Origin of the sequence: Leifsonia sp. NPDC056665 (genome assembly GCF_042791795.1) — a bacterium.
In the GTDB taxonomy this organism is placed as follows: Bacteria; Actinomycetota; Actinomycetes; order Actinomycetales; family Microbacteriaceae; genus Leifsonia.
On sequence record NZ_JBHTXK010000001.1, the window covers coordinates 17,822 to 40,515 of the forward strand.

The window sequence follows — 22,694 nt, forward strand, 5'->3', positions numbered from 1 at the left end:
CGGCCGACCGGGGCTTACGCGGGCGGCGGGACTCCGCAGGCAAGCGGGACTCAGGCGGGCAGCCGTGGCACCGACGCGATGAGGCGCTGCGTGTAGGCATCCCGGGGCGCGCCGAGCACGTCCCTCGTCGCCCCCTGCTCCACCACCCGGCCGGAGCGCAGCACGACCGTCTGCTCGCAGAGCGTCGCGACCACGCTGAGGTCGTGCGACACCATCACCACCGTCATGCCCTCCTGCGCCGCGAGCTCGCCCAGCAGCTCGATGATCTGGATGCGCGTGGTCACGTCGAGCGCGCTGACCGGCTCGTCGGCGAGGAGGACGCGGGGGCGCGAGACGATCGCGCGGGCGATCGCGATGCGCTGGCGCTGGCCGCCGGAGAACTCGTGCGGGTAGCGGCCCGCCGCGTCCTCCGGCAGGGCGACCGCGCGAAGGGCGTCCGCGACGCGCGAGCGGGCGTCCGCGCCGGAGGCGATCCGGAGCGACGCGAGCGGCTCGGCGACGATCCGGCCGACGCTCTGGCGCGGGTCGAGGGACGAGTACGGGTCCTGGAACACCGTCTGCACGCTGCGGCGGAACTCCCGCATCAGCGCCCGGTCGCCGCGGTCGAGCGGCCTCCCGTCGAACAGCATGCTCCCGGAGGTCGGGCTGGCGAGCCCGAGGAGCAGCGAGAGCAGGGTGGTCTTGCCCGCGCCGGACTCCCCCACCAGGCCGACGCTGCGGCCGGGCTCGACGGTGAAGGACACGTCTTCCAGCGCCGGGGTGCTCGACCGGCGGTAGCGGAAGCCCGCGTCGCGGAGCTCGAGGACGGCGGTCATCGCACCTCCAGGGCGGCGTCCAGCTCGCGCGCGCTGCGGACGAGCTCGGCCGTGTACGGATCGGCTGGGACGCTGAGGATGCGCTCGATTGTGCTCTCCTCGACGACGCGGCCCGCGCGCAGCACGAGCGCCCGCTCCGTCATGCGCGAGACGACCGCGAGGTCGTGGCTGACGAACAGCAGCGCCATCCCGCGGTCGGCCACGAGGGAGTCGATGAGGGCGAGGATGTCCGCCTGCACGGTCACGTCGAGCGCGGTCGTCGGCTCGTCGGCGATGAGCAGCTGGGGCCGGCAGGCGAGTGCCGCGGCGATGGCCACGCGTTGACGCTGGCCCCCGGAGATCTCGTGCGGGTACGCGCGTGCGATCCGCTCCGGGTCGGGGAGGCGCACCTCCTCCAGTGCCGTGTGGACCGCGTCGCGCAGCGCGGCGCCACGCAGCCCGAGGTGCCGGCGCAGCGGCTCCGCCACCTGGGCGCCGAGGCGCATCAGCGGGTCGAGCGCGGTCAGCGGCTCCTGGAAGACCGTCGATGCCGTGCGTCCGCGCAGCGGGACCAGCGCGCGCTCCTTCGCGCCGATCACCTGGACGTCGGCGAGCTCGACGCTTCCGGTCGCCGTCAGGCCGTCCGGCAGGAGACCGGTAATCGCGAAGGAGGTCAGCGACTTGCCCGACCCGGACTCCCCGATCAGGCTCAGCCGCTCCCCCGGCTCGAGCCGAAAGGAGACGTCCGACACCAGCGGCGAACCGTCGCGGGCCGTCACGCCGAGGTTCTGCACGTCGAGGATCATCGCGACCTCCTCCGCGTCGGGTCGGCGACGTCCCGCAGGCCGTCGGCGATCAGGTTGACGCCGACCACCAGGACGACGAGTGCGACGCCGGGCGCGATGGCGCCGACGGGCGCGACCGCGACCGTCCCCTGCGCCTCCTGCAGCAGCCGGCCCCACGACGCGTTGGGCGGCGGCGCGCCGAGGCCCAGGTACGAGAGGCTGGCCTCCGCGAGCACGGCGACGCCGAACTGGAGGGCCAGGTTGACGCCGAGCGTCGGCCAGATGTTGGGGAGGACGTGCCGGGCGACCACCCCGCCCCACGACGTGCCGGACGTGCGAGCCGCCGTCACGTACTGCTGGGCGAGCACCCGTTTCGAAAGCACCCGTGTGAGCCGGGCGACCACCGCCGACATCGCCAGCCCGATGGCGAGGATCGCAGTGCCGAGCGACGCGCCCTGCGCCGCCACGATGAGCATGGCGAGCAGCAGGACGGGGAAGGCGATGACGATGTCGAGCACCGCCGAGATCGTGTCGTCCAGCCAGCGCGTCGCGAAGGCCGCCAGCATCCCGATCGTGATGCCGATGACGGCACCGATCACGACCGCGCCGACGCCGACGGCGAGCGCGATGCGCGCGCCGATCATGAGCTGCGTCGTCAGATCGCGTCCGAAGCGGTCGGTGCCCAGCCAGTGCGTGCCGTCCGGCGGCGCCAGCCGGCCTCCCGACGTATCGCCCTGGGCGAACGGCAGCCACACGAACGAGAGCGCGGCGACCAGCACCACGATGCCCACCAGGGCGAGACCGATCCCGAGTGTCACCGACCGCCGAGCGCGACGGCGCGCCCGCTCCTGCGGGTCCGGCGCCGTCTGCGCCGCCTGCTGCACCACCGCGCTCATCGGTTGCCCGAGATGCTCTGCCGCAGGCGCGGGTCGATCAGCCGCTGCACGATGTCGGCGAGGAAGCCGACGATCAGCACCAGCAGCGTCGAGACGAACAGGATGCCCTGGATGTCGGGATAGTCGTGCTGCTGGATCGCCGTGAGCAGCATGCTGCCCAGGCCGGGCAGTGTGTAGACGCTCTCGACCACGACGGCGCCGAGGAAGGTCGTCGCCAGCTCGATGCCGAGGATGGAGATGACCGGCACCGCACCGTTGCGCAGGCCGTGCCGCCACATCGCCCGCCCGAAGCCGGAGCCGAGCGCGCGGGCGTTGCGCAGGTAGTCGCTGCCGATGACGTCGAGCGTCGCGCTGCGCACGTACCGCGAGATGGAGGCGCTCATCACGATGGCGATGGTGATGACCGGGAGCGCGAGCGACTGCAGCGCCGCCGCGGGGTCGGCCCAGTCGTCGCGCGGGAACCCGCCGGACGGGAACCAGCGCAGGTTCACCGCGAAGGCGTCCACGAGCAGGATGCCCACCCAGAACACCGGGACGGCGATGCCGAGCTGTGAGAAGGCGGACAGCACCAGCCCGTACCATCGGTCGGCCTTCCAGGCTGCGACGAAGCCGATCGGCAGCGCCAGCACGAGAGCGAGCGCGAACGACAGGAGGGTGAGCGGGATGGTCACCGCCAGCCGCGAGGCGATCTCCGGCCCCACCGGGAGCGACGTGATGAACGACTGCCCCAGGTTCAGCGTGAGCAGCGAGCCGAACCAGTTCGCGAACTGCTCGGGCAGCGGGAGGTTGCTGCCCACCTGCTCCTGCGCCGCCTTGATCTGGTCGGGCGTCGCGCTGGCCGACAGCAGGGCGTTGGCCGGGTCGCCCGGCAGCACGCGCAGCAGGAAGAACAGCACGACCATCGCCAGCAGCAGGGACACCACGAGGAACGCGGTGCGGCGGAGGAGGTAGGAGGTCATGATCAATTCAGCGTAGATGCTCGGGAGACCCGGTGCGGGCCTCCCGAGCATCAGTGGATAACTCGACGAGGAAGAGTGCCTGTGGAGGACTCCGCCTGCCTACTTCTTGACGATGTCGTACGCGTAGAACTGCGAGTTCAGCCCGTTCACCGGGTAGCCGCTCACCGAGCTCGACGCCACCACGATCTGCGGGTAGAGGTACAGCCACGCGCTGGCGGCGTCCTTGGCGATCTGCTCGTTGACCAGCTTCAGCTTCGCGGTCTGCTCGGCCGTGGTGCTGGACTGCTCGGCCTCGTTCACCCACGTCGTGACCTGCGGGTTGTCGTAGCCCCAGTAGAAGTCGGGGTTGCCGTACCAGACCACGTCGCGGTCGTTCACGTGCTCCTGCAGGGTCGCGGTGAAGTCATGGTTCTTGAACACCTTGGTGTACCACTGGTCGGCCGAGATGGAGTTGATGTTCACCGTGATGCCGACCTTCGCGAGCTCGCTCTTGAGGAACTCCGCGACCGCGGGGTGCGGGTCGTAGGTGGGCGTGTCGAGGGTGAACGAGAAGCCGTTCGGGAGCCCGGCCGCGGCCAGCTCCTTCTTCGCGAGGGTGGTGTCGTACGGGTTGACCTTGGTCAGGTCCTCGTACCAGGGGTCGCTCGGCGGGACCATCGAGCCGATGAGCGTGCCGTACTTGCCCCAGATCGAGGTGAGCAGCTTCTTGGTGTCGATCGCCGAGTAGACCGCCTTGCGGACCTCCGCGTTGTTGAAGGGCGCCACCTTGTCGTTGAAGGCGAGGAGCTCCTTCGTCGTCGACTTGCCGTTGCTGATCGTGTAGTTCTTGTTGCCCTCGAACTGGGTCAGCGAGTCAGGGCTCTGGATGCTGGTGACGACGTCGACCTGGTTGGTCAGCAGGGCGTTGGAGAGGGCGCTGGCGTCGGTGAAGTAGTCGTAGACGACCTCCTTGTTCTTCGCCTTGCCGCCCCAGTAGCCGTTCCAGCGCTCGAGGCTCAGCGAGCTGCCGCGCTTCCAGGTGCCGAGGGTGTACGGGCCGGTGCCGTCCTCCGCCGTCTTGTAGTTCGTCGTGCCGGGGCCGTAGATCCAGACGTAGCTGAGGTTGTACGGCAGCGAGATGGAGCGCGACTTCAGCGAGATGACCACGGTCTTGTCGTCCGGGGTCTGGATGCCGGAGATGACGGCGAGCTGAGACTTGCGGGCCGACTGGGAGTCGGTGGCGAGCACGCGCTCGATGCTCGTCTTGACGGACTCGCTGGTGAGCGGCTTGCCGGAGTGGAACTTCACCCCCTCGCGGAGGGTGAACGTGTAGGTGAGGCCGTCGGAGCTCGCCGTGTACTTCGTGGCGAGCAGCGGCTGGACCTTGCCGTCGTCCGTGAGCTTGAACAGGCCTTCATAGACGTTGCCGTTCAGCGCCTCGGTCACGCCCTGGCCGCCGCCGGCGGTGTTGTCCAGGTTGACGGGCTCGTAGAGCGAGCCGACGGCGATGGACGCGTCAGTGCCGCCGGAGGGCGACGAGGACGCGCCGGAGCAGCCGGCGAGTGCCAGGGACGCGGCGATGCCGATCGCGATCGTGGCGAGCAGGGGGGTCTTTCTCAACGGAGTTCTCCTGTGCTGTGTGGAGTGGGGGTGTGTGCGAAGGGGTGAAGCTGAGGGGAGCCGAGGCTCAGTGCGCGGCGCCGTCGCGGAGCACGACGCGCTTCTCGCCCGCGGTGACCGGGACGGGGAAGCGGTTGTTCCGCGGCGGCAGCGGACAGTTGTACTGATCCGAGAAGCCGCACGGCGGCACGAAGGCGCGGTTGAAGTCGAGGACGGCGCGGTCGCCGTCGCGCGTGACGAAGAGGAAGCGCCCGGAGGCGTAGCTGCCGTCCGCGCCGTCGTCGCCGTTCGTCGGGTCGCCGAAGACCAGGAGCAGCGTGCCGTCGTCGTCGAACGCGCTCAGCGTGTAGTCGACGCCGTCGCGCTCGAAGGTGATGTCGCCCGGCACGACCAGGTCGCGGGTGCCTCCGTTGTCGCGGATGTGCTCGAACGGGATGGTCCGCTCGCCGCTCACCGGCGTGAAGGTGGCCTCCACGATCCAGGACGGGTCGAACGGGAACGCGTCGATCGTCTCGAACGCGCGGATCGCGGGTGAGGCCGCGTCCCAGAGCCGGATGCCGCGCTCCGGTGCGCCGGTGTCGAGGTTGCGGCGGCTCAGCTCGGTGGCGGTCACGGTCGCGGGGTGCCCGGCAAGCGCCTGCTCTGCGGTGGTCTGCTCGCCGTCCGCGAGCCAGCGGGTCTCGATGAGCGCCAGGTTGCCGGTCGGGGCTGCGACGGAGGAGAGGCGCCAGGCGCGCCAGTCGGCGTAGCCGGCCTCGGCGGTCTGGATGATGGACGGGGACGCGAGGGCCGGAGCGGAGAGTTCAGTCACGATGTCAGCCATAACAGTGCGAGTCTGCGCCTTGTTCCCGCCGTCACGCTATTCGTGTGTCCCCGTATTGCGATCGGGGTCCTCGTCGGCCTCGGCCGGGCGCGCGGTGGCCCGGACGACGGAGGGCGCGAGCGCCAGCACGCCGGCGATGACGGCGGGGACGAGCAGCGCCCAGCCGAGGTCGGGCCGCGCGACGAGTCCCTCGAAGCTGCCGACCGCCACCGCGATCATCAGGATCTGGATGGTGACCGTGGAGGCCCGCGCCCACGCGTGCAGCCGGAGGATGCCGACGAGCGTGAGGATCAGCCAGGCGGCCCCGAGCACGACGAGGATGGTGATCGCGACCGCGGTGGTGTACGACTGGGGGGTCGTCGTGAGAAGCTCGAACAGCAGCCACACCGCGAGGCCCGTGACCAGCAGGGCTTCGAGCGTCAGGATCACCGCCAGCGCGATCAGCAGCGGAGGCCGGGAGCGCGACGGATCGGACGCCGGAAGGCCGGGCGCGGAGGGGTCGGTCACTATAGCATCCTGACGTTTCGTGCTCGTGTTCACAGCGTTATCCCATGCAGAACTATTGATCCGAATCAACTGCTATGGGAGCATATTCAAGGCCGAGTTAGTGCTCACAGGGTGGTGGGCAGGTCTCATTCCCCATGGATCTGAAGAACCCTGTAACGCGGCTGCTTACCTGCATTCTAGGCCCCCTCGGGCCAGGAAACATCCAGCTAACAAGGAGCATATCTTCATGGATTGGCGCGACAAAGCCGCCTGCCTGACCGCAGACCCCGAGCTGTTCTTCCCCGTCGGCAACACGGGACCCGCGGTCGACCAGATCGACAAGGCGAAGGCGGTCTGCGCGCGCTGCACCGTTACCGAGATCTGCCTGCAGTACGCCCTCGAGACCGGCCAGGACTCCGGAGTCTGGGGCGGACTCTCCGAAGACGAGCGCCGCGCCCTCAAGCGCCGCGCCGCCCGCGCCCGTCGCGCGTCCTGACACCGGGCCCACGAACACAGCGATACATCCCGAATCACAGCACCTCCGCCGCCGAGGCGGCGCTTCCGAACACCTAGCAGACGTCACCGTCCGGAAGCGCCCCTCGGCGCAGGGCTGGGTGGTCAGACGGTGGTGAGGTAGCGGAGGGGGACCTCGATGGTGACCTCGGTGCCCTGGCCCATCATGGTGTGCCAGTCGATGGCGCCGCCGAGCTCGCCCTGGATGAGCGTGCGAACGATCTGCGTGCCCAGCCCTGAGCCGACCTTGCCCTCCGGGAGCCCGGAGCCGTTGTCGACGACCTTCACGCTCAGCGACTCCTCTGTGCGGTCGGCCACGATCTCCACCTGGCCCTCACGGCCCGCGAGGCCGTGCTCGACGGCGTTGGTGACCAGCTCCGTCAGCGCCAGCGCCAGCGGAGTCGCGTACTCGCTCGGCAGCGATCCGAACGTGCCCGACTTCTTCGGGTGCACCGTCGTCGTGTGGCTGGCGGCGACCTCCGCCACCAGCAGCAGCACCCGGTCGAACACGTCGTCGAAGTCCACGATCTGGGCGAGGCCCGTCGAGAGCGTGTCGTGCACGACCGCGATCGCGGCGACGCGGCGCATGGCCTGGCTGAGCGCCTCCCTGGCCTCCTCCGAGTGGGTGCGCCGCGCCTGGATGCGCAGCAGCGAGGCGACCGTCTGGAGGTTGTTCTTCACCCGGTGGTGGATCTCACGGATCGTCGCGTCCTTGGTGATGAGCTCGCGCTCCTGGTGCCGCTGCTCGGACACGTCGCGGCACAGCACGATCGCGCCGACGCGCTCCCCGCGGTTGCGGATCGGGATGGTGCGCAGCGACACGGTCACGCCGCGCGCCTCGATGTCGGTGCGCCACGGCGCCCGGCCGGTGACGACCAGCGGGAGCGACTCGTCCGACGTGAGGCTGCCGGCGAGCAGCTTCGTCGTGACCGTCGCCAGCGACTCGCCTTCCAGCTCACCCGTGAAGCCCATCCGGTTGAAGGCGCTCAGCGCGTTCGGGCTGGCGAAGGTCGTGATGCCGGTCTCGTCGAGCCGGATCAGTCCGTCGGCCGCGCGCGGGGCGCCACGGCGCGGAGCGGCGGGAGCGCCCAGGTCGGGGAAGTCGCCCGTCGCGATCATGGCGAACAGGTCGTTCGCGCAGTCGTTGAAGGTCAGCTCCTGGCGGCTGGGGGTGCGCGCCTCGCTGAGGTTGGTGTGCCGGGTGATGACGGCGACGGGCTCGTCCGCCGTCTGCGGCGAGTGGACGCTGAGCCGGCGGATCACCGGGACCGCGCGTACGCGCGTCGGGGTCTCCTCGTACCAGTCCGGGGCGGAGGTGTCGATGATCTGCTTGGTCCGGTACGCGTCGGTGACCTGCTGACGCCACTCGGGCTTGATCCGCTGGCCGACGAAGTCGCGGTAGAACAGCGTCGCGGCGCTCGACGGCCGTGCGTGCGCCACGGCGACGAAGTCGTCGTCCGACGTCGGCACCCACAGCACGATGTCGGCGAAGGCCAGGTCGGCGAGGAGCTGCCAGTCGCCGACCAGGCTGTGGAGCCACTCCACGTCCGCCTCGGAGGAACGACCTTGGGCATTGACGAGATCACTGAGCGTCGACACTCCCCCACTATAGACAGCCTGCGCGAGACAGCCCGCGCGGCCCCGGTTGTCCACACCCGCGTTCAGGCCCTGGACCACCCGCGAGGCGCGCTGATTGAGTGTTCACCACGCCCCGACGAACACCGTCGACGAGAAAGAATCGAGCACCACCAGCATGAACGCACTTCTCTCCCCCGTCCTCGAAAGGCCCGTCCTCGAAAGGCCCGCGGTCGAGCGGCCGAACGCGGCCCGGCCACCGCTCCGGCTCGTGCCGCCGTCGCGGGTCGTGGCGCCGCCCGTGCCGGGTCCACCACCGGACGTGGCGCCCTTCGAGCCGCGGACGCTCGACGCCGAGCTCCAGGCCTCCGGCGACGGCCTGCGGACGGACTCGGGCATCGGCGAGGATGCCCGCCTCCTCTGCGCGAAGCTCGCACTCTGCGTCATCGAGATCCTGGCAGGCGCGCGTCCGCTCGATCAGCTCGGCCGCTGGGTCAGCGACTCCGTCTTCATCCAGCTCCTGCGCCGCACCGTCATCGCCGCCCGCTCCAGGGCGGTCACGGGCGACGAGGTCAAGCGGCCCCGCGTGCGCGTCGGCGAGCCGCTGCTCAACCGGCTCGGCGACTCGGTCGTGGAGGCGGTCGTGATGATCCACCAGCCGTCGCGGTCCAGGGCGGTGGCGCTGCGGCTGGAGCGGCACCGGATGCGCTGGCGCGCCACCGCGATCACGGTGCTGTAACCGGCCGGCGCCGCGGACGACGAACGGCGGAGCGGTCATCGACCGCTCCGCCGTCCGGGAGCCTGCTCAGCGCGTGAAGGTCAGCGCTTCTTGGCCTGGGCCCGGCGCTCCGCGCGGTTGACGGGAGCCTCGTCCCCGTCCTCCACGCGCTGGCCGAACGCGCCGCGCTGCGACGCGGCCTGGGCCGGCGGCGCCGCCTGGGCGGGAGCCGCCTGGCGCTGCTGGCGCTGAGCACGGTCCGTCGCCGCCTTCTCGAGCTGGCCGCGCTGGTTGCGCACCTCGACGTCGCCCTGCTCGCCAGGAGCCGAGTAGCTGAGGGGGGCTTCCGACTCTGCGCGGTTCAGGCCCTTCGCGGCCACAGCAGGCGCGATCTCGTCGGGGGCCTGGTTGACCTCCACCTCGAGGTTGAACAGGAAGCCGACCGTCTCCTCGCGGATCGCGCCCATCATCTGCTGGAACATGGCGTAGCCCTCGCGCTGGTACTCGACCAGCGGGTCGCGCTGCGCCATCGCCCGCAGGCCGATGCCGTCCTTGAGGTAGTCCATCTCGTAGAGGTGGTCGCGCCAGCGGCGGTCGATGACCGAGAGCACCACGCGGCGCTCCAGCTCGCGCATCGCCGGGGAGCCGATCGACTCCTCGCGCTTCTGGTACGCGATCTTGGAGTCGGACATGATCTCGCGGCGCATGAAGTCGCGGTTGATGCGGCCCTTGTTGCCCGCCTCGGCGATGACCTCGTCGATCGAGACCCCGACCGGGTAGAGCGTCTTGAGCTCGGCCCACAGCGCGTCGAAGTCCCAGTCGTCGCCGCTGCCCTCGCCGGTGTGCTGGTCGAGGATGTCGTCCACCACGTCGGTGAGGAACTTCTGCACGCGCTCGTGCAGGTCGTCGCCCTCCAGGATGTGGCGGCGGTCGCTGTAGATCGCCTCGCGCTGACGGTTGAGGACATCGTCGTACTTGAGGACGTTCTTGCGGATCTCGGCGTTGCGCGCCTCCACCTGCGACTGCGCGCTGCGGATGGCGCGGCTGACGACCTTCGATTCGATGGCCATGTCGTCCGGGACGCTGGTGCGGCCCATCAGGCTCTCGGCGGCGCCCGCGTTGAACAGGCGCATCAGGTCGTCGGTCAGCGACAGGTAGAAGCGGCTCTCGCCCGGGTCGCCCTGGCGGCCGGAGCGACCGCGGAGCTGGTTGTCGATGCGGCGCGACTCGTGGCGCTCGGTGCCGAGCACATACAGGCCGCCGGCGTCGATGACCTTCTCGGCCTCCTCGGAGACCTTCGCCTTCACGTCGCCGAAGACGCCCTCCCAGGCCTCCTCGTATTCGTCCGGCGTCTCGACCGGCGAGAGCCCGCGGGAGTTCATCTCGGCGACGGCGATGAACTCGGCGTTGCCGCCGAGCATGATGTCGGTACCGCGGCCGGCCATGTTCGTGGCGACGGTGACGGAGCCGAGGCGTCCGGCCTGGGCGACGATCGCGGCCTCGCGCGCGTGGTTCTTGGCGTTCAGGACCTCGTGACGCACGCCCTTCTTGGCGAGCAGGCGGGAGAGGTACTCGCTCTTCTCGACGCTCGTCGTGCCGACGAGGACCGGCTGGCCCTTCTCGTACCGCTTGGCGATGTCCTCGACGACCTGGTCGAACTTCGCCTTCTCGTTCTTGTAGACGAGGTCGGGCTGGTCCTTGCGCTGCATCGGCTTGTTCGTCGGGATCGGGACGACGCCGAGCTTGTAGGTGCTCATGAACTCGGCGGCCTCGGTCTCGGCCGTACCGGTCATGCCGGACAGCTTCTTGTAGAGGCGGAAGTAGTTCTGCAGCGTGACCGTGGCGAGGGTCTGGTTCTCGGCCTTGACCTCCACGCCCTCCTTGGCCTCGATGGCCTGGTGGATGCCCTCGTTGTAGCGGCGGCCGACCAGGATGCGGCCGGTGTGCTCGTCGACGATGAGCACCTCGCCGTTCATCACGACATAGTCCTTGTCGCGCTTGAACAGGGCGTTGGCCTTGATCGCGTTGTTGAGGAAGGAGATGAGCGGGGTGTTCGCCGACTCGTACAGGTTGTCGATGCCGAGGTAGTCCTCGACCTTCTCGATGCCCGGCTCCAGCACGCCGACCGTGCGCTTCTTCTCGTCCACCTCGTAGTCGACGTCGGCGGTCAGGCGGGTGGCGAGGCTCGCGAACTCGTTGAACCAGCGGTTGGCCTCGCCGGAGGACGGGCCCGAGATGATGAGCGGGGTGCGCGCCTCGTCGATCAGGATCGAGTCGACCTCGTCCACGATCGCGAAGAAGTGGCCGCGCTGGACCATGTCGCTCGCCTGCCACGCCATGTTGTCGCGCAGGTAGTCGAAGCCGAACTCGTTGTTCGTGCCGTAGGTGATGTCCGCGGCGTACATCTCGCGGCGCTCTTCGGGCGTCTGGCCGGAGAGGATCACCCCGGTCGTCATGCCGAGGGCGCGGAAGACGCGGCCCATCAGCTCGGACTGGTAGCTCGCCAGGTAGTCGTTGACCGTGATGACGTGCACGCCCCGGCTCGTGATCGCGTTGAGGTAGGCCGCGGTGGTCGCCACCAGCGTCTTGCCCTCACCGGTCTTCATCTCGGCGATGTTGCCTAGGTGGAGCGCGGCGCCGCCCATGATCTGCACGTCGAAGTGGCGCATGCCGAGCGTCCGCTTGGACGCCTCGCGCACGGCTGCGAACGCCTCGGGGAGGAGGTCGTCCAGCGACTCGCCGTTGCTGTAGCGCTCGCGCAGCTCGACGGTCTCGTGCATGAGCTCGTCGTCGGTCAGCTCGCTGAAGTCGTCCTCGAGAGCGTTGACCGCCTTCGCATACGCCTCCAGGCGCCGGAGGGTGCGTCCCTCGCCTACGCGGAGAACCTTTTCAAGAACTGAGGCCACTGATGCACTCCATTTTGATCGATCGGGCCGGTGATGCCCGCGCCACGGCGGGCGCACGCCGCACGGCATACTCCGCCGACGATAGAGAACATCGTACTTGGTCCTCCCCGGAGCACGTCCCAAGGTCCCTGGGAGGGCACTGCGAGACCGGTGAACGGGACGTGCCGGGAAGCGAGAGGCCGATGGCGTGCGCCGCCTGGGCGCACACCATCGGCGCGCTTGCGACTCGGGTCAGCCGAGCTTGCGGCTGGCGGTCGCGACCTCCTGCAGCTCCTCGGCATCGTCGTCGAGGGCAATCACGCCGTAGTCCCAGCCCTTGCGGCGGTAGACGACGCTCGGCCGCTTGGTCTCCTGATCCACGAACAGGTAGAAGTCGTGGCCGACGAGCTCCATGTAATAGAGGGCGTCGTCGACGGTCATCGGGATGCTCGCGAAGACCTTCTGGCGGATCACGACCGGGCTGTACTCCTCCTCGGTCTCCCCCACCTCCGCCGTCTCGTCGGAGACCACGGGGACATTACCGGTGCGCACCTGGTCGAGCACCGACACGGGGGCCGCCGCGAGCCCGACCGCGCTGAAGCCGTCGGTGCTCGCCTCGCGCAGCGAGGTCGGCCGATGCTGCCCGCGATGCACCTTGCGCCTGTCCTTGGCCCTCCTGACACGTTCGAGAAGCTTCCCGAGCGCGATGTCGAACGCGGCGTACTTGTCCGTTCCGGTCGCTTCGGACCGGACCACGGCTCGAGGTCCGACCAGGGTCAGCTCGACCCGGTCGTCGCCGTTCTGGGAACCCAGCTTCTCGTTGTGCCTGCTGACCTTGATCTCGAAGGAGATGGCCCGCTCGGCGAGATGCGCGACTTTATCGGCCTTCTCCGTCGCGTACTCACGGAAGCGATCAGTGATTCCCAGGTTGCGTCCGACGATGTTGATGTCCATGAAGACCTCCCTGATCCGGCGTGATGTCCGCCCGGATCACGAAGGGCGGATCGCTCGCGCCTTTTCGACCACCGTAGTGCTCCCCCGCACGTAACGGAACCGTGATCAGCGGGTGAATTCCACGATTCTGCTGAACGCCCGCTGGGCGATGCCGCGCAGGACTGGTCATCGTCGCCGGCGCGGCGTATGGGCGATGGTCGCGGCGCCGCCCACTGTGCCGCCTGCGGCACGGATCGCCCGCGCGGCCTCCGCGATCGTAGCCCCGCTGGTCACGATGTCGTCGACGATCACGCACCTCCGGCCGCGCAGGCGCCGGGACGCGGCCATGCTGCCCGCACGGTTGTCCGTGCGCTGGGCGTTGCCGAGCGCCGCCTGATCGGCGGTCTGCCGGGTGAGCCGGAGCGCGTGCCACAGCGGAGGCGCGAGCGCCCTGGTGCGCGCGAGCACCATCCCCGTCGGGTGATAGCCGCGCCGCCGCCACGCCGCGCGCGTCGACGGGATCAGGACGGGGACGGCGCCGCGGCCGCGCGGCCCGGCCGCTGCGGCGAGCGCCGGAGCCAGCGCACCGGCCAGAGCGCGCGCCGCGTCCACCCGCCCGCCGTCCTTGTAGGCGAGGAGCACGGTCCGCGGCACCTCGTCGTAGTCCAGCGCCGACCACACGGCGACGCCGCGTACGGTGCGGCTCCGCACCTCGGGGGTGAGGGCGCGTGCGCAGTCGGCGCAGAGCGAGCGGTCGGGTGCAGCGCATCCCGCGCAGTTCACCGGCAGCAGCACGGCGGCCGCGTCGAGGACGGCGTCGCGGACTGTCGAGCGGAGGTCGGGGCGGAGGTCGCGGCGGAGGTCGGGGCGGAGAGAGGCGTTGGTGATCGTCATGCATCCAGCCTCGCCGCGGCGGCACGTCGCCGGGCAGCGACCACGAGATCCGTGGACAAGTGGCCGACCGCCGTCAGCTGTGGAGGACAGCCCGTCGCGGACCGGTCAGGGCTGCCCGAGCTGCACCGCGACCGCGCCGACCTTGTCCGCCTGCGTCTGCCATCCGCTCCCGGTGGGAGCCTGCAGCGTCCCGTCCCCCGCGAGCACCAGGTAGCGCGACAGGCCGCCCGCCCCGACGATCGTCCGCCCGGTCGCCGGACCCGTCGTGGTCGACGTCGTCCCGCCGATGGTCTGCTCGGCGATCCCGGTCGCGTCGCCGTTCGTCGCGCTGAGCACCACGACCGTGAGCTCGCCTGTCCAGGCGATCGAGGTCGGGATGCCGTCGCCGACCGTGAGCTCGATCGGCGCCGTGATGGACGTCGGCAGGCCGTCCGACCCGCGGACGACACCCGCGGCGACCACCGAGTAGCCCGTCGCCGTGCGCAGGATCGCCACCACCCGCGTCCCGTCCCGGGAGACGGCGAGCGCGACGATGCCGACGGCGCCGGGCCAGTCCACCTTCACGGCGTGCGGCTGCCCGGTGGCGCCAGCGACCTGGAGAGCGTCGGGGGACGCGGCGGGCACGCTCCACAGCCAGCCCTGGTTGTCCAGCGCGGGCGCGATGAGTCCTGGCCGGATATCCACGTGCACCGGATCGCCGGACTTGCGCACGAGCACAGCGGCCCCGCGCGACAGCACAGCGACCTCGTCGCGCGCGGCGTTCACCGTCGCGGCGCTGGGCGCCAGGGCCACGACCTTGTCGCTGAGTCCGCTCAGCGGGGTGATGGTCGAGCCGTTGAGGAGGCCGAACGACTCCCCGCGGTAGACCACGGCGTGCGAGTCCACCGGCGGGTCCTGCTGCGGCACCGACCCGTCCGGCAGCGGCGGCACCTGCTGCTGGTTCCCCTCGATCGAGAGCTGGACGGACGACGCCAGCGACCCGAGGCTCTGTTCGAGCTGGAGCTGCATCCTCTGCAGTTGGAGCTGGTTCGCCTGGCCGGCCTCCGAGCTGAGGTCCACGTGCGCGACGCCGTTCGACGTCGTGACGGCGGGGACCGCGAGCTGAGTGCCCTGCGGGAAGGCGCTGGTCACGGCGCCGTTCAGCCACTTGGCCGGCCCGGCGAGGACAGCGCTCGCCACGCGCGTGGCCGCCGTCGCGACGCGGGCGGGGAACCAGCGGGCGTCCGGCACAAGATAGGAGGAGTCCGCGTTGTAGAAGTAGAGCGTCTGCTGGCTGTACACGGCACGGAAGGTCGGATCGTCGATGACGACCCCGGCCGGCGCCACCGAGATGCGCCACTGGCCATGCTCCTTGGCCACCTCGTAGCTGAGCCCGACCGGCGCCTTGCTCGCAACCGGGTGGTAGGTGCCCGCGCTGTCCACGTTGGCGACCGGGCTGACGTCGACCGACCACTGGTTGCCGCTGTGGTCGAAGGTGCGGCTGCGGCCGTCGTCCACGGTGACCGACTCGTCCGGGTTCCAGGAGGCCGCCGTCGACCGGGTGAGGTACTCCCGGGCGATCGCGAAGTTGTTCTTCGGGCTGGAGGCCGCGTCGATGAAGCCCTGCACGATCCGCTGCGGCGTCGCGCCGTTCTCGGGCGGCGACGGGTTGAAGTCGAGGTCGAGCTGGTCGTTGACCTGCGCGACGGGACCGCCCTGGCGCACAGGACCGGTGTCGGGGATGCTCGCGCACGCCGCGAGCACCAGTGCGAGCACCAGGGCGACGGCGGCGCCGAGTCCGCGGGACGTCCTCCGGATCATGCGCGCGCCTCGCTTCCCGGCCGCGGCGCCGGATCGAGGTTGCCTGCCCCGCGGTCGAGCGCTCCGGTGTCGTCGGCCGCCTGCGGCTCGGTGCGCGCGGGCTTCGTCCCGGCGTCGACGGGAGGCAGCGGGATCGGGGAGGCGATGATGCCCTTGCCAGTGAACCGCGGAAGGGTGAGCCGGAAGCACGACCCCTGAGCGGGCATCGACCAGACCTGCAGCCAGCCCGAGTGCAGGGTGGCGTCCTCGAGCGAGATGGCGAGGCCGAGCCCGGTTCCGCCGAGCGTGCGTTTGCGGGACGGGTCGGCGCGCCAGAACCGGTCGAAGACGTGGTTGACGTCCTGCTGGCTCATGCCGATGCCGTAGTCGCGGACCGAAAGCGCGACCGCCGTCTCGTTGCTGTCGACGCTGACCACCACCGGAGCGCCCTCGCCGTGCTCGATCGCGTTGCCGATGAGGTTGCGCACGACGCGGCGGATGCGGCGCGGGTCCATGCCCACGTCGAAGTAGCCGCCCGGGGCCTCCAGGCGGAGTTCCGAGCCGTTCTGCTCGGCGAGCGTGCGCAGCTCGTCGACGACCTCCTCCGCCAGCCGCACCAGGTTGGTGGGCTCCGGGTCGAGCACGACGGAGCCGGCGTCGTACCTGCTGATCTCCAGGAGGTCGGAGAGCAGCCGGTCGAACCGCTCGATCTGGGTGTGCAGCAGCTCGGCCGTGCGGGAGGTCGCGGGCGGGAACGAGCCGCGCTGGTCGTAGATCACGTCACCCGCCAGCCGGATGGTGGTCAGCGGCGTGCGGAGCTCGTGCGACACGTCCGACACGAACCGCTGCTGGAGCTGGGAGAGCGTCGCGAGCTGGTTGATCTGGCTCTGCATGCTGTCCGCCATCCCGTTGAACGAGCGGGCCAGCGAGGCGAAGACGTCCTCGCCTTTCTCCGGGATGCGCACCGCGAGGTCGCCGGCGGCGAGCCGTTCGCTGGTCCGCGCGGCGACCCGGATGGGCTCGACGACGAAGCGCACGATCAGCCAGGTGATCGCGCCGATGAGGACGATGAGGGCCAGGCCGGCGAGCAGCAGCGTGTTCTGGACGAACAGCAGGGTGTTCTCCGAGTCGCTCAGGTTGTAGCCGATGTAGAGCTCGTAGCGGCCGTACGACGGCAGGGTGAGCTGGGTGCCGACGACGATCCCGGGATCCGTGGAGTCGGACGTCGCCGGCAGCGCGACCGACTGGTAGAACTGCTTGGTCCCGCCGTTCTCGACGGCGGTGCGAAGCTCCTGGGAGATCACCGGGTTGAGCGCGGGGCTGCCGCGGTCGGGCGGGGCGAGCACGCTGGTGTCCTGGCCGGGGACGCGATACGCCGCGATCAGCCGGCTGGAGGTCGAGGCCTGCACGGACTGCAGCGTGGAGTTGAGCAGGTTCTTGCCGCTGTCGCTGGACGAGATGTCGGAAGCGTTGAGCGTCGACTGCGCGGCCGTGGTGGCCCGGCTGGAGTCGCGGAGCGCCTGGTCCAGCCGCGACTGGTAGAGGTCGTTGCTGATGCTGAGCGCCATGTAGACGCCCGTGACGAGGATCGCGACGCCGGTCAGGAGCAGCGTGATCGCGACCGTGCGGAGCTGCAGCGAGCGTCTCCAGAGGCGCGACAGTTCGGACGGCACCTGCCGCCACCACTCCCTGTCGGGCCACCGGAAGCGCATCGCGGCCTCCCGGTCAGGTCGCCGCGCCGGCGCGGTAGCCGACCCCGCGCACGGTCATGACGATCTTGGGGTTGTCCGGGTCCTGCTCCACCTTGGCGCGCAGGCGCTGGACGTGCACGTTCACCAGCCGGGTGTCGGCCTTGTAGTGGTAGCCCCAGACCTGTTCGAGCAGCATCTCGCGGGTGAACACCTGCTGCGGCTTGGAGGCCAGGGCGAGCAGGAGGTCGAACTCGAGCGGGGTGAGCGCGATGCGGGAGTCGCCGCGCCGGACCTCGTGGCCGGCGACGTCGACGACGAGGTCGCCGACGCGGAGCTGCTCGGCGGGCGGGCTGGTCGGGGCCGGGCGCAGCCGCGTGCGGATGCGGGCGACCAGCTCTTTGGGGTTGAACGGCTTGACCATGTAGTCGTCGGCGCCGGACTCCAAGCCCTTGACGACGTCCGCGGTGTCGGACTTGGCGGTCAGCATGATGACCGGCGTGCCGGACTCCGCGCGGATGCGGCCGCACACCTCGATGCCGTCGAGGCCGGGCAGCATCAGGTCGAGGAGGACGAGGTCGGGCTTGGCCGCGCGGAAGATGTCGAGCGCCTGCGCGCCGTCCTCGCAGAACACGGGGTCGAATCCCTCGGTGCGGAGCACGATGCCGATCATCTCGGCGAGGGCGGTGTCGTCGTCGACCACCAGGATGCGACTAGTCATGTCCGAAGATTCCCCTGAACCCCTCTCGGGCGGCGTGGGCCGCAGCAGTAACGGGTCAAGCGTAGTCGAGGAGGCTGCGCGAGCCTTGTATGCCGGCCCGATGCGGGCTGTGGGCACGTCGAGACTGTGGAGAACCGGCTTGTCCACGTGCCCTATGGACGGGGCATCGCTGGGACGGCGGATGTGCCAGCATGGGAGCAACCAAACGGGGGATGAGAGGCACGGCGTGAGCGACGACCAGAGCTGGCGGGCACCTGGGGAGTCCGGGGAACCGGAGGGCCAGGCCACGGGCGCCGACGGCTCCGCGCCTGCGGGGCAGCAGGCGGGCGGGCCTGCGCCGGAGCAGCCGCGGTACGGGGAGTACGCACCGGGGTATCCGCAGCAGCCGGGCTACCCGCAGCAGCCGCCGCAGCCTGGCTACCCGCCGCAGCAGGAGTACCCGCAGCAGCCGGGCTACCCGCAGCAGCCGGGATACCCGCAACAGCCGGGAAACCCGCAGTACGACTACCAGCAGCAGGCCTGGCAGCAGCAGGGCTGGCAGCAGCCGTACGACGCCACCGGCGCTCAGCCCGGCTGGGCTCCGCCGCCGAAGCCGGGGCTCATCCCGCTGCGTCCGCTGTCGTTCGGGAACCTGCTCGGCGCGCCGTTCCAGGCGCTGCGCCGCAACCCGAAGATCACCGTCGGCGCGGCCCTCCTGCTCCAGGGCGTCCCCGCGATCCTCGTCACCGCGATCCTCTACGGCGGCCTCTACCTCCTCTTCTCCCGGGTCGCGACGGCGGACGCCGCCGATCGCAGCACCATCACCGCCGGCGCAGTCGGCGGCAGCATCGTGCTCGGGGTCCTCGTCATCGTCATCTCGGGGATCTTCGGCGCACTGCTCCAGGGCATCATCGTCGCCGAGGTGTCGCGCGAGACGCTGGGTGAGAAGCTGAACCTGCGCGCGCTCTGGCAGCTCATCCGCTCCCGGTTCGGCGCGCTGGTCGGCTGGACCTTCCTGTGGTCGCTGTTCTGGCTGGTCGCCCTCGCACTCGTGGTCTCCATCATCATCGCCCTCGCGATGCTCGGCGGCACGGCCGGTGTGATCGGAGCGGTCCTGGTGGGGATCGGCGGCAGCCTGGGCCTGCTGGCCGTCTTCATCTGGCTCTACACCAAGCTCTCGATCGTGCCGAGCGCGCTCGTCATCGAGCGCCTCCCGTTCCGCTCCGCCATCGCCCGCTCCTGGCGGCTCACGACCGGCTACTTCTGGCGCACGTTCGGGGTGATCGTGCTGCTGGCGATGATCATCTACGCCGTGACCCAGGTCATCGCGTTCCCGTTCGCGATCATCGGCGGGATGCTGGGCGGCATCTTCGCGCCGACCTCGCTCAGCACCGCCGACCCGAACTCGTACAGTCAGGCCATCATCAGCCAGCTCGGCGTGAACGCGCTGTCGGCGATCGTGGGCGCGATCGTGGGCGCGATCGGCAGCGTCGTCCAGTCCGCCGCCCTCGGCCTGATCTACATCGACCTGCGGATGCGCAAGGAGGGCCTCGACCTGGAGCTCGTGCGGTTCGTGGAGGCCAGGCAGACCGGTCAGGAGCTGCCCGACCCGTTCACGCAGCCCGCGCCGAGCGCGACCGCCCCGAACGCGGGCCGGCCGGGCGCCTGAGCGTGCACCTCGACATCCCGGTCGATCCGAGCTCGCCGCAGGCGCAGGACTGGATCCGCAACGAGCTCGCCAAGCCGGAGTACCAGACTGCGAAGCCGACCTGGTTCGACATCGCCTCCAAGGCGGTGCAGGACTGGCTCGCGTCGCTGTTGAACGGTCCGACCGGGTCTGCCAGTCCTGTGCTCCTCGTCGTCGTCGTGCTGATCGTCGCGGCCGTCATCGTGGTCGCGTTCCTCGTGTTCGGCCGGCCCAGGGTCAACCGGCGGGCGGCCCCCGCGCCGCGCGCGCTGTTCGGCGCAGGCGACGCCCGCTCGGCCGACGAGCTGCGGCGGTCGGCGGCCGACGCCGCGCGCGAAGAGAACTGGCCGCTCGCGATCGAGGAGCAGTTCCGCGCCATCGCGGCCGCACTCGACGAGCGCACCCTGGTGGAGGTCCGCCCAGGCACCACCGCGACCGAGTTCGCGTCTCAGGCCTCCCGCGCCGCGCCCGCGGAGGCGGCCGAGCTGCGCCAGGCGGCCCGGACCTTCGACGAGGTGCGCTACCTCGACCGGCCGGGCTCCGAGGCCGGCTACCGGCACCTCCTCGACCTCGACGGGCGGCTCCAGCGGGTGCGGCCGGCCCAGGAGGCCCCCGAGCGCATGACCGGAACCCTGGCATGACCGGAACCCTGGCATGACCGGAGCACTCGCACCAGAGGCCGAGCTCGCGTCCGCGCCGGAGGAAGGCCCGGCTGACGCGCCCGCGGTCTCCCCCACCGTCCGTCGCACCGCGCGCCGCGCCGTGCCGTGGATCGTCCTCGCCGTCATCGCCGTGATCGTCGGGCTGTCCGGAGTGCTGCTGAACGGCGACCGCAGCATCGGCGGCGACCCGCTGAGCGCCACCAACCCGGGTCCAGCCGGCGGCAAGGCCCTCGCGCAGGTGCTCGGCCAGCAGGGCGTGACTGTGCGCACCGCCGGCACGCTCGACGAGGTGCGCCGCGCAGCGGAAGACGACACCACCGTGCTCGTCTACGACCCGGCGGGCAACCTCGACCGGCAGGGCTACGACCAGCTCAGCTCGATCGCGAGCACCATCGTGCTGGTCGAGCCCGACTTCGCCGCGCTGCAGGCCCTTGCCCCCGGCGTGCACGCGGCGGGCGACCCCGGCTCCACGGCCGCCGCCGGCTGCGACCTGCCCGTCGCCCAGCGCGCAGTCCGGATCGACCCCCGGCCCACCGACAACACCAAGGGCGTCGCGTCGCCCGGCAGCTTCCGCGCGACCGGCGACGCGACCGCCTGCTTCGTGGCGTCGGGAGGCCGCGCGTCCCTCGTGCACACGACCTACGACGGCCGCACCGTCTACCTGCTCGGGTCCGCCGCCACCCTCATGAACGACGGCGTCGACCGGCTCGGCAACGCCGCTCTCGGCCTCGGCCTCCTCGGCGAGCACCGCACGCTGGTCTGGTACCTGCCCGGCCTGCTCGACCGGCCGGTCACCGGACCTGCCGACCTCGCGACGCTGACACCGGGCTGGGTGACGCCGGTCCTCCTGCTGCTGACGCTGGTGTTCGTCGCCGCCGCCGTCTGGCGTGGCCGCCGCTTCGGGCCGCTGGTGGTCGAGCACCTCCCCGTCGTCGTGCGCGCCGGCGAGACCCGGGAGGGCCGCGCGCGGCTCTACCAGCGGTCGTCCGCACGGCTCCGCGCCGCCGACGCCCTGCGCATCGGGGCGATCGGCCGCCTGGCCGCCCAGGTCGGCCTCCCGCGCGTGGCAACCACGGAGGAGGTCGCCGACGCCGTCGCCGCGATCACCGGCCGTGACCACGCCGGCATCCACTACCTGCTCCTGGAACAGCGTCCGGGCAGCGACCGGGAGCTCGTCGAGCTCTCCGACCGGCTGGCCGAGCTCGAACGCGCGACGGCCGACGCCGCCTCGCCGCACTCTCCACACGCTCCGCACACTCGGCGAACGACCGGAAGAATGGAACCATGACCGACCTCACGACCGGCTCCCACTCGGCCTCGGCAGCACCGGACGGCGCCGGGCCGCCGGCGTCGCCGTCGCCCGCATCCTCCGACCTGCGGCACGCCCTGGCGCGCGTGCGCGCCGAGGTGGGCAAGGCCGTCGTCGGCCAGGAGGGCGCGGTCACCGGCCTGATCATCGCGCTGCTCGCCCGCGGCCACGTGCTCCTGGAGGGTGTGCCCGGCGTCGCGAAGACGCTGCTCGTGCGCGCGCTCAGCGAGGCGCTGAGCCTGACGACCACGCGCATCCAGTTCACGCCCGACCTGATGCCGGGCGACGTCACCGGCTCGCTCGTCTACGACGCGCAGACGGGCGGGTTCGTGTTCCGCGAGGGCCCGGTGTTCACGAACATCCTGCTGGCGGACGAGATCAACCGCACGCCGCCGAAGACCCAGTCGGCCCTGCTGGAGGCGATGGAGGAGCGTCAGGTCAGCGTCGACGGCGTGAGCCGCCGCCTCCCCGACCCGTTCATCGTCGCGGCCACCCAGAACCCGATCGAGTACGAGGGCACCTACACCCTGCCGGAGGCCCAGCTCGACCGGTTCCTGCTCAAGCTCACCCTCGACGTGCCGGAGCGCGAGGCCGAGGTGGAGGTGCTGCGCAGGCACGCGGCCGGCTTCAACCCGCGCGACCTCGCCGGGGCGGGCGTGACACCGGTGCTCGACGCCCGGCAGCTCGAGTCGGCACGGGCGGCGGCCGCCGCCGTCGGCGCGAACCCGGACGTGCTCGCCTACATCGTCGACCTGGCCCGCGCCACCCGCCGCAGCCCCTCGGTGCGCCTCGGCGTCAGCCCGCGCGGCACGACCGCCCTGCTCGCCGCCGCCAAGTCCTGGGCGTGGCTGTCGGGTTACGACTCGATCACGCCGGACCACGTCCAGGCGATGCTCGTGCCGGTCTGGCGGCACCGCATCCAGCTCCGTCCGGAGGCGGAGCTGGAGGGCGTGGGCGCCGACGCCGTGCTGCGCTCGATCGTGCAGCAGGTCCAGGTCCCGATCTAGGC

The 22,694-nt window shown here is 70.9% G+C and carries 20 protein-coding genes; 6 read left to right on the forward strand and 14 right to left on the reverse strand.

From position 1 onward, the window contains the following. Positions 1-50: 50 nt before the first annotated feature. The 7 genes from ACFQ9V_RS00080 to ACFQ9V_RS00110 all read right to left on the reverse strand — a co-directional run bounded on the left by ACFQ9V_RS00080 (position 51) and on the right by ACFQ9V_RS00110 (position 6,363). Positions 51-815, reverse strand: a complete 765-nt coding sequence (locus tag ACFQ9V_RS00080) for an ABC transporter ATP-binding protein (protein ID WP_382457151.1) — start codon at positions 813-815, stop codon at positions 51-53. Further along, entirely contained in the window at positions 812-1,600 is a 789-nt protein-coding gene (locus tag ACFQ9V_RS00085) for an ATP-binding cassette domain-containing protein (RefSeq protein WP_382457152.1), read from the reverse strand. Before ACFQ9V_RS00085 ends, ACFQ9V_RS00080 begins: the two co-directional genes overlap by 4 nt. Further along, the gene (locus tag ACFQ9V_RS00090; RefSeq protein ID WP_382457153.1) at positions 1,597-2,475 is read right to left on the reverse strand and encodes an ABC transporter permease; all 879 of its coding nucleotides are present in this window, start codon (positions 2,473-2,475) and stop codon (positions 1,597-1,599) included. Before ACFQ9V_RS00090 ends, ACFQ9V_RS00085 begins: the two co-directional genes overlap by 4 nt. After that, positions 2,472-3,434 (reverse strand): ABC transporter permease, encoded by a 963-nt coding sequence (locus ACFQ9V_RS00095; protein ID WP_382457154.1) that lies wholly within the window; start codon positions 3,432-3,434, stop codon positions 2,472-2,474. The genes ACFQ9V_RS00090 and ACFQ9V_RS00095 overlap by 4 nt, the downstream gene beginning before the upstream one ends. 99 nt (positions 3,435-3,533) lie before the next feature. Further along, positions 3,534-5,033, reverse strand: a complete 1,500-nt coding sequence (locus ACFQ9V_RS00100) for an ABC transporter substrate-binding protein (protein WP_382457155.1) — start codon at positions 5,031-5,033, stop codon at positions 3,534-3,536. A gap of 67 nt (positions 5,034-5,100) precedes the next feature. Then, on the reverse strand, positions 5,101-5,856 hold the full coding sequence (locus ACFQ9V_RS00105; protein ID WP_382457156.1) for a DUF1684 domain-containing protein: 756 nt from the start codon (positions 5,854-5,856) through the stop codon (positions 5,101-5,103). A gap of 36 nt (positions 5,857-5,892) precedes the next feature. Further along, positions 5,893-6,363 carry a hypothetical protein gene (locus tag ACFQ9V_RS00110; protein ID WP_382457157.1) on the reverse strand — a complete coding sequence of 157 codons (471 nt, stop codon included), beginning with the start codon at positions 6,361-6,363 and terminating at the stop codon, positions 5,893-5,895. A 226-nt stretch (positions 6,364-6,589) separates the two neighbouring features. Between ACFQ9V_RS00110 and ACFQ9V_RS00115 the strand changes: the two genes are divergently transcribed. Beyond that, the gene (locus ACFQ9V_RS00115) at positions 6,590-6,838 is read left to right on the forward strand and encodes a WhiB family transcriptional regulator (RefSeq protein ID WP_018190103.1); all 249 of its coding nucleotides are present in this window, start codon (positions 6,590-6,592) and stop codon (positions 6,836-6,838) included. A gap of 122 nt (positions 6,839-6,960) precedes the next feature. Here ACFQ9V_RS00115 and ACFQ9V_RS00120 read toward each other — a convergent pair whose 3' ends face one another. Then, positions 6,961-8,454, reverse strand: coding sequence for a sensor histidine kinase (locus ACFQ9V_RS00120; protein ID WP_382457158.1), 1,494 nt, complete (start codon positions 8,452-8,454; stop codon positions 6,961-6,963). 154 nt (positions 8,455-8,608) lie between these two features. On the opposite strand from ACFQ9V_RS00120, the gene ACFQ9V_RS00125 reads away from it, so the two are divergent. Then, on the forward strand, positions 8,609-9,169 hold the full coding sequence (locus ACFQ9V_RS00125) for an Rv3235 family protein (RefSeq protein ID WP_382457159.1): 561 nt from the start codon (positions 8,609-8,611) through the stop codon (positions 9,167-9,169). 80 nt (positions 9,170-9,249) lie between these two features. Here ACFQ9V_RS00125 and secA read toward each other — a convergent pair whose 3' ends face one another. The 6 genes from secA to mtrA all read right to left on the reverse strand — a co-directional run bounded on the left by secA (position 9,250) and on the right by mtrA (position 18,048). Beyond that, positions 9,250-12,054, reverse strand: a complete 2,805-nt coding sequence (gene secA, locus ACFQ9V_RS00130; protein ID WP_382457160.1) for a preprotein translocase subunit SecA — start codon at positions 12,052-12,054, stop codon at positions 9,250-9,252. A 231-nt stretch (positions 12,055-12,285) separates the two neighbouring features. Continuing rightward, on the reverse strand, positions 12,286-12,987 hold the full coding sequence (gene hpf / locus ACFQ9V_RS00135) for a ribosome hibernation-promoting factor, HPF/YfiA family (RefSeq protein ID WP_370056591.1): 702 nt from the start codon (positions 12,985-12,987) through the stop codon (positions 12,286-12,288). 165 nt (positions 12,988-13,152) lie between these two features. Beyond that, positions 13,153-13,860, reverse strand: a complete 708-nt coding sequence (locus tag ACFQ9V_RS00140) for a ComF family protein (protein WP_382457161.1) — start codon at positions 13,858-13,860, stop codon at positions 13,153-13,155. 105 nt (positions 13,861-13,965) lie between these two features. Then, entirely contained in the window at positions 13,966-15,660 is a 1,695-nt protein-coding gene (locus tag ACFQ9V_RS00145; protein WP_382457162.1) for an LpqB family beta-propeller domain-containing protein, read from the reverse strand. Then, complete coding sequence (mtrB, locus tag ACFQ9V_RS00150) at positions 15,657-17,351, reverse strand: MtrAB system histidine kinase MtrB (protein ID WP_382457163.1); 1,695 nt, start codon at positions 17,349-17,351, stop codon at positions 15,657-15,659. The genes ACFQ9V_RS00145 and mtrB overlap by 4 nt, the downstream gene beginning before the upstream one ends. A gap of 13 nt (positions 17,352-17,364) precedes the next feature. Then, a complete protein-coding gene (gene mtrA / locus ACFQ9V_RS00155) occupies positions 17,365-18,048 on the reverse strand; it encodes an MtrAB system response regulator MtrA (RefSeq protein WP_179607562.1) in 684 nt (227 codons plus the stop codon). 226 nt (positions 18,049-18,274) lie between these two features. On the opposite strand from mtrA, the gene ACFQ9V_RS00160 reads away from it, so the two are divergent. From ACFQ9V_RS00160 to ACFQ9V_RS00175, 4 genes are read left to right on the forward strand one after another with little or no spacing between them, the layout of a single operon-like run. Beyond that, complete coding sequence (locus ACFQ9V_RS00160) at positions 18,275-19,696, forward strand: hypothetical protein (RefSeq protein ID WP_382457164.1); 1,422 nt, start codon at positions 18,275-18,277, stop codon at positions 19,694-19,696. Between the two features lie 2 nt (positions 19,697-19,698). Then, positions 19,699-20,355 (forward strand): DUF4129 domain-containing protein, encoded by a 657-nt coding sequence (locus ACFQ9V_RS00165; RefSeq protein ID WP_382457165.1) that lies wholly within the window; start codon positions 19,699-19,701, stop codon positions 20,353-20,355. Between the two features lie 13 nt (positions 20,356-20,368). Then, on the forward strand, positions 20,369-21,664 hold the full coding sequence (locus ACFQ9V_RS00170; RefSeq protein ID WP_382457166.1) for a DUF4350 domain-containing protein: 1,296 nt from the start codon (positions 20,369-20,371) through the stop codon (positions 21,662-21,664). Further along, positions 21,661-22,692, forward strand: a complete 1,032-nt coding sequence (locus ACFQ9V_RS00175; protein ID WP_382457167.1) for an AAA family ATPase — start codon at positions 21,661-21,663, stop codon at positions 22,690-22,692. The genes ACFQ9V_RS00170 and ACFQ9V_RS00175 overlap by 4 nt, the downstream gene beginning before the upstream one ends. Positions 22,693-22,694: the final 2 nt, after the last annotated feature.

What these genes read in the sequence shown, in the direction of transcription:
- ACFQ9V_RS00170 (WP_382457166.1), top strand. Translation starts at nt 20,369, where the DNA reads ATGACCGGAGCACTCGCACCAGAGGCCGAGCTCGCGTCCGCGCCGGAG.
- mtrB (WP_382457163.1), bottom strand. Translation starts at nt 17,351, where the DNA reads ATGCGCTTCCGGTGGCCCGACAGGGAGTGGTGGCGGCAGGTGCCGTCC.
- ACFQ9V_RS00115 (WP_018190103.1), top strand. Translation starts at nt 6,590, where the DNA reads ATGGATTGGCGCGACAAAGCCGCCTGCCTGACCGCAGACCCCGAGCTG.
- ACFQ9V_RS00085 (WP_382457152.1), bottom strand. Translation starts at nt 1,600, where the DNA reads ATGATCCTCGACGTGCAGAACCTCGGCGTGACGGCCCGCGACGGTTCG.
- ACFQ9V_RS00090 (WP_382457153.1), bottom strand. Translation starts at nt 2,475, where the DNA reads ATGAGCGCGGTGGTGCAGCAGGCGGCGCAGACGGCGCCGGACCCGCAG.
- ACFQ9V_RS00080 (WP_382457151.1), bottom strand. Translation starts at nt 815, where the DNA reads ATGACCGCCGTCCTCGAGCTCCGCGACGCGGGCTTCCGCTACCGCCGG.
- ACFQ9V_RS00140 (WP_382457161.1), bottom strand. Translation starts at nt 13,860, where the DNA reads ATGACGATCACCAACGCCTCTCTCCGCCCCGACCTCCGCCGCGACCTC.
- ACFQ9V_RS00125 (WP_382457159.1), top strand. Translation starts at nt 8,609, where the DNA reads ATGAACGCACTTCTCTCCCCCGTCCTCGAAAGGCCCGTCCTCGAAAGG.
- mtrA (WP_179607562.1), bottom strand. Translation starts at nt 18,048, where the DNA reads ATGACTAGTCGCATCCTGGTGGTCGACGACGACACCGCCCTCGCCGAG.
- hpf (WP_370056591.1), bottom strand. Translation starts at nt 12,987, where the DNA reads ATGGACATCAACATCGTCGGACGCAACCTGGGAATCACTGATCGCTTC.
- ACFQ9V_RS00095 (WP_382457154.1), bottom strand. Translation starts at nt 3,434, where the DNA reads ATGACCTCCTACCTCCTCCGCCGCACCGCGTTCCTCGTGGTGTCCCTG.
- ACFQ9V_RS00175 (WP_382457167.1), top strand. Translation starts at nt 21,661, where the DNA reads ATGACCGACCTCACGACCGGCTCCCACTCGGCCTCGGCAGCACCGGAC.
- ACFQ9V_RS00145 (WP_382457162.1), bottom strand. Translation starts at nt 15,660, where the DNA reads ATGATCCGGAGGACGTCCCGCGGACTCGGCGCCGCCGTCGCCCTGGTG.
- ACFQ9V_RS00105 (WP_382457156.1), bottom strand. Translation starts at nt 5,856, where the DNA reads ATGGCTGACATCGTGACTGAACTCTCCGCTCCGGCCCTCGCGTCCCCG.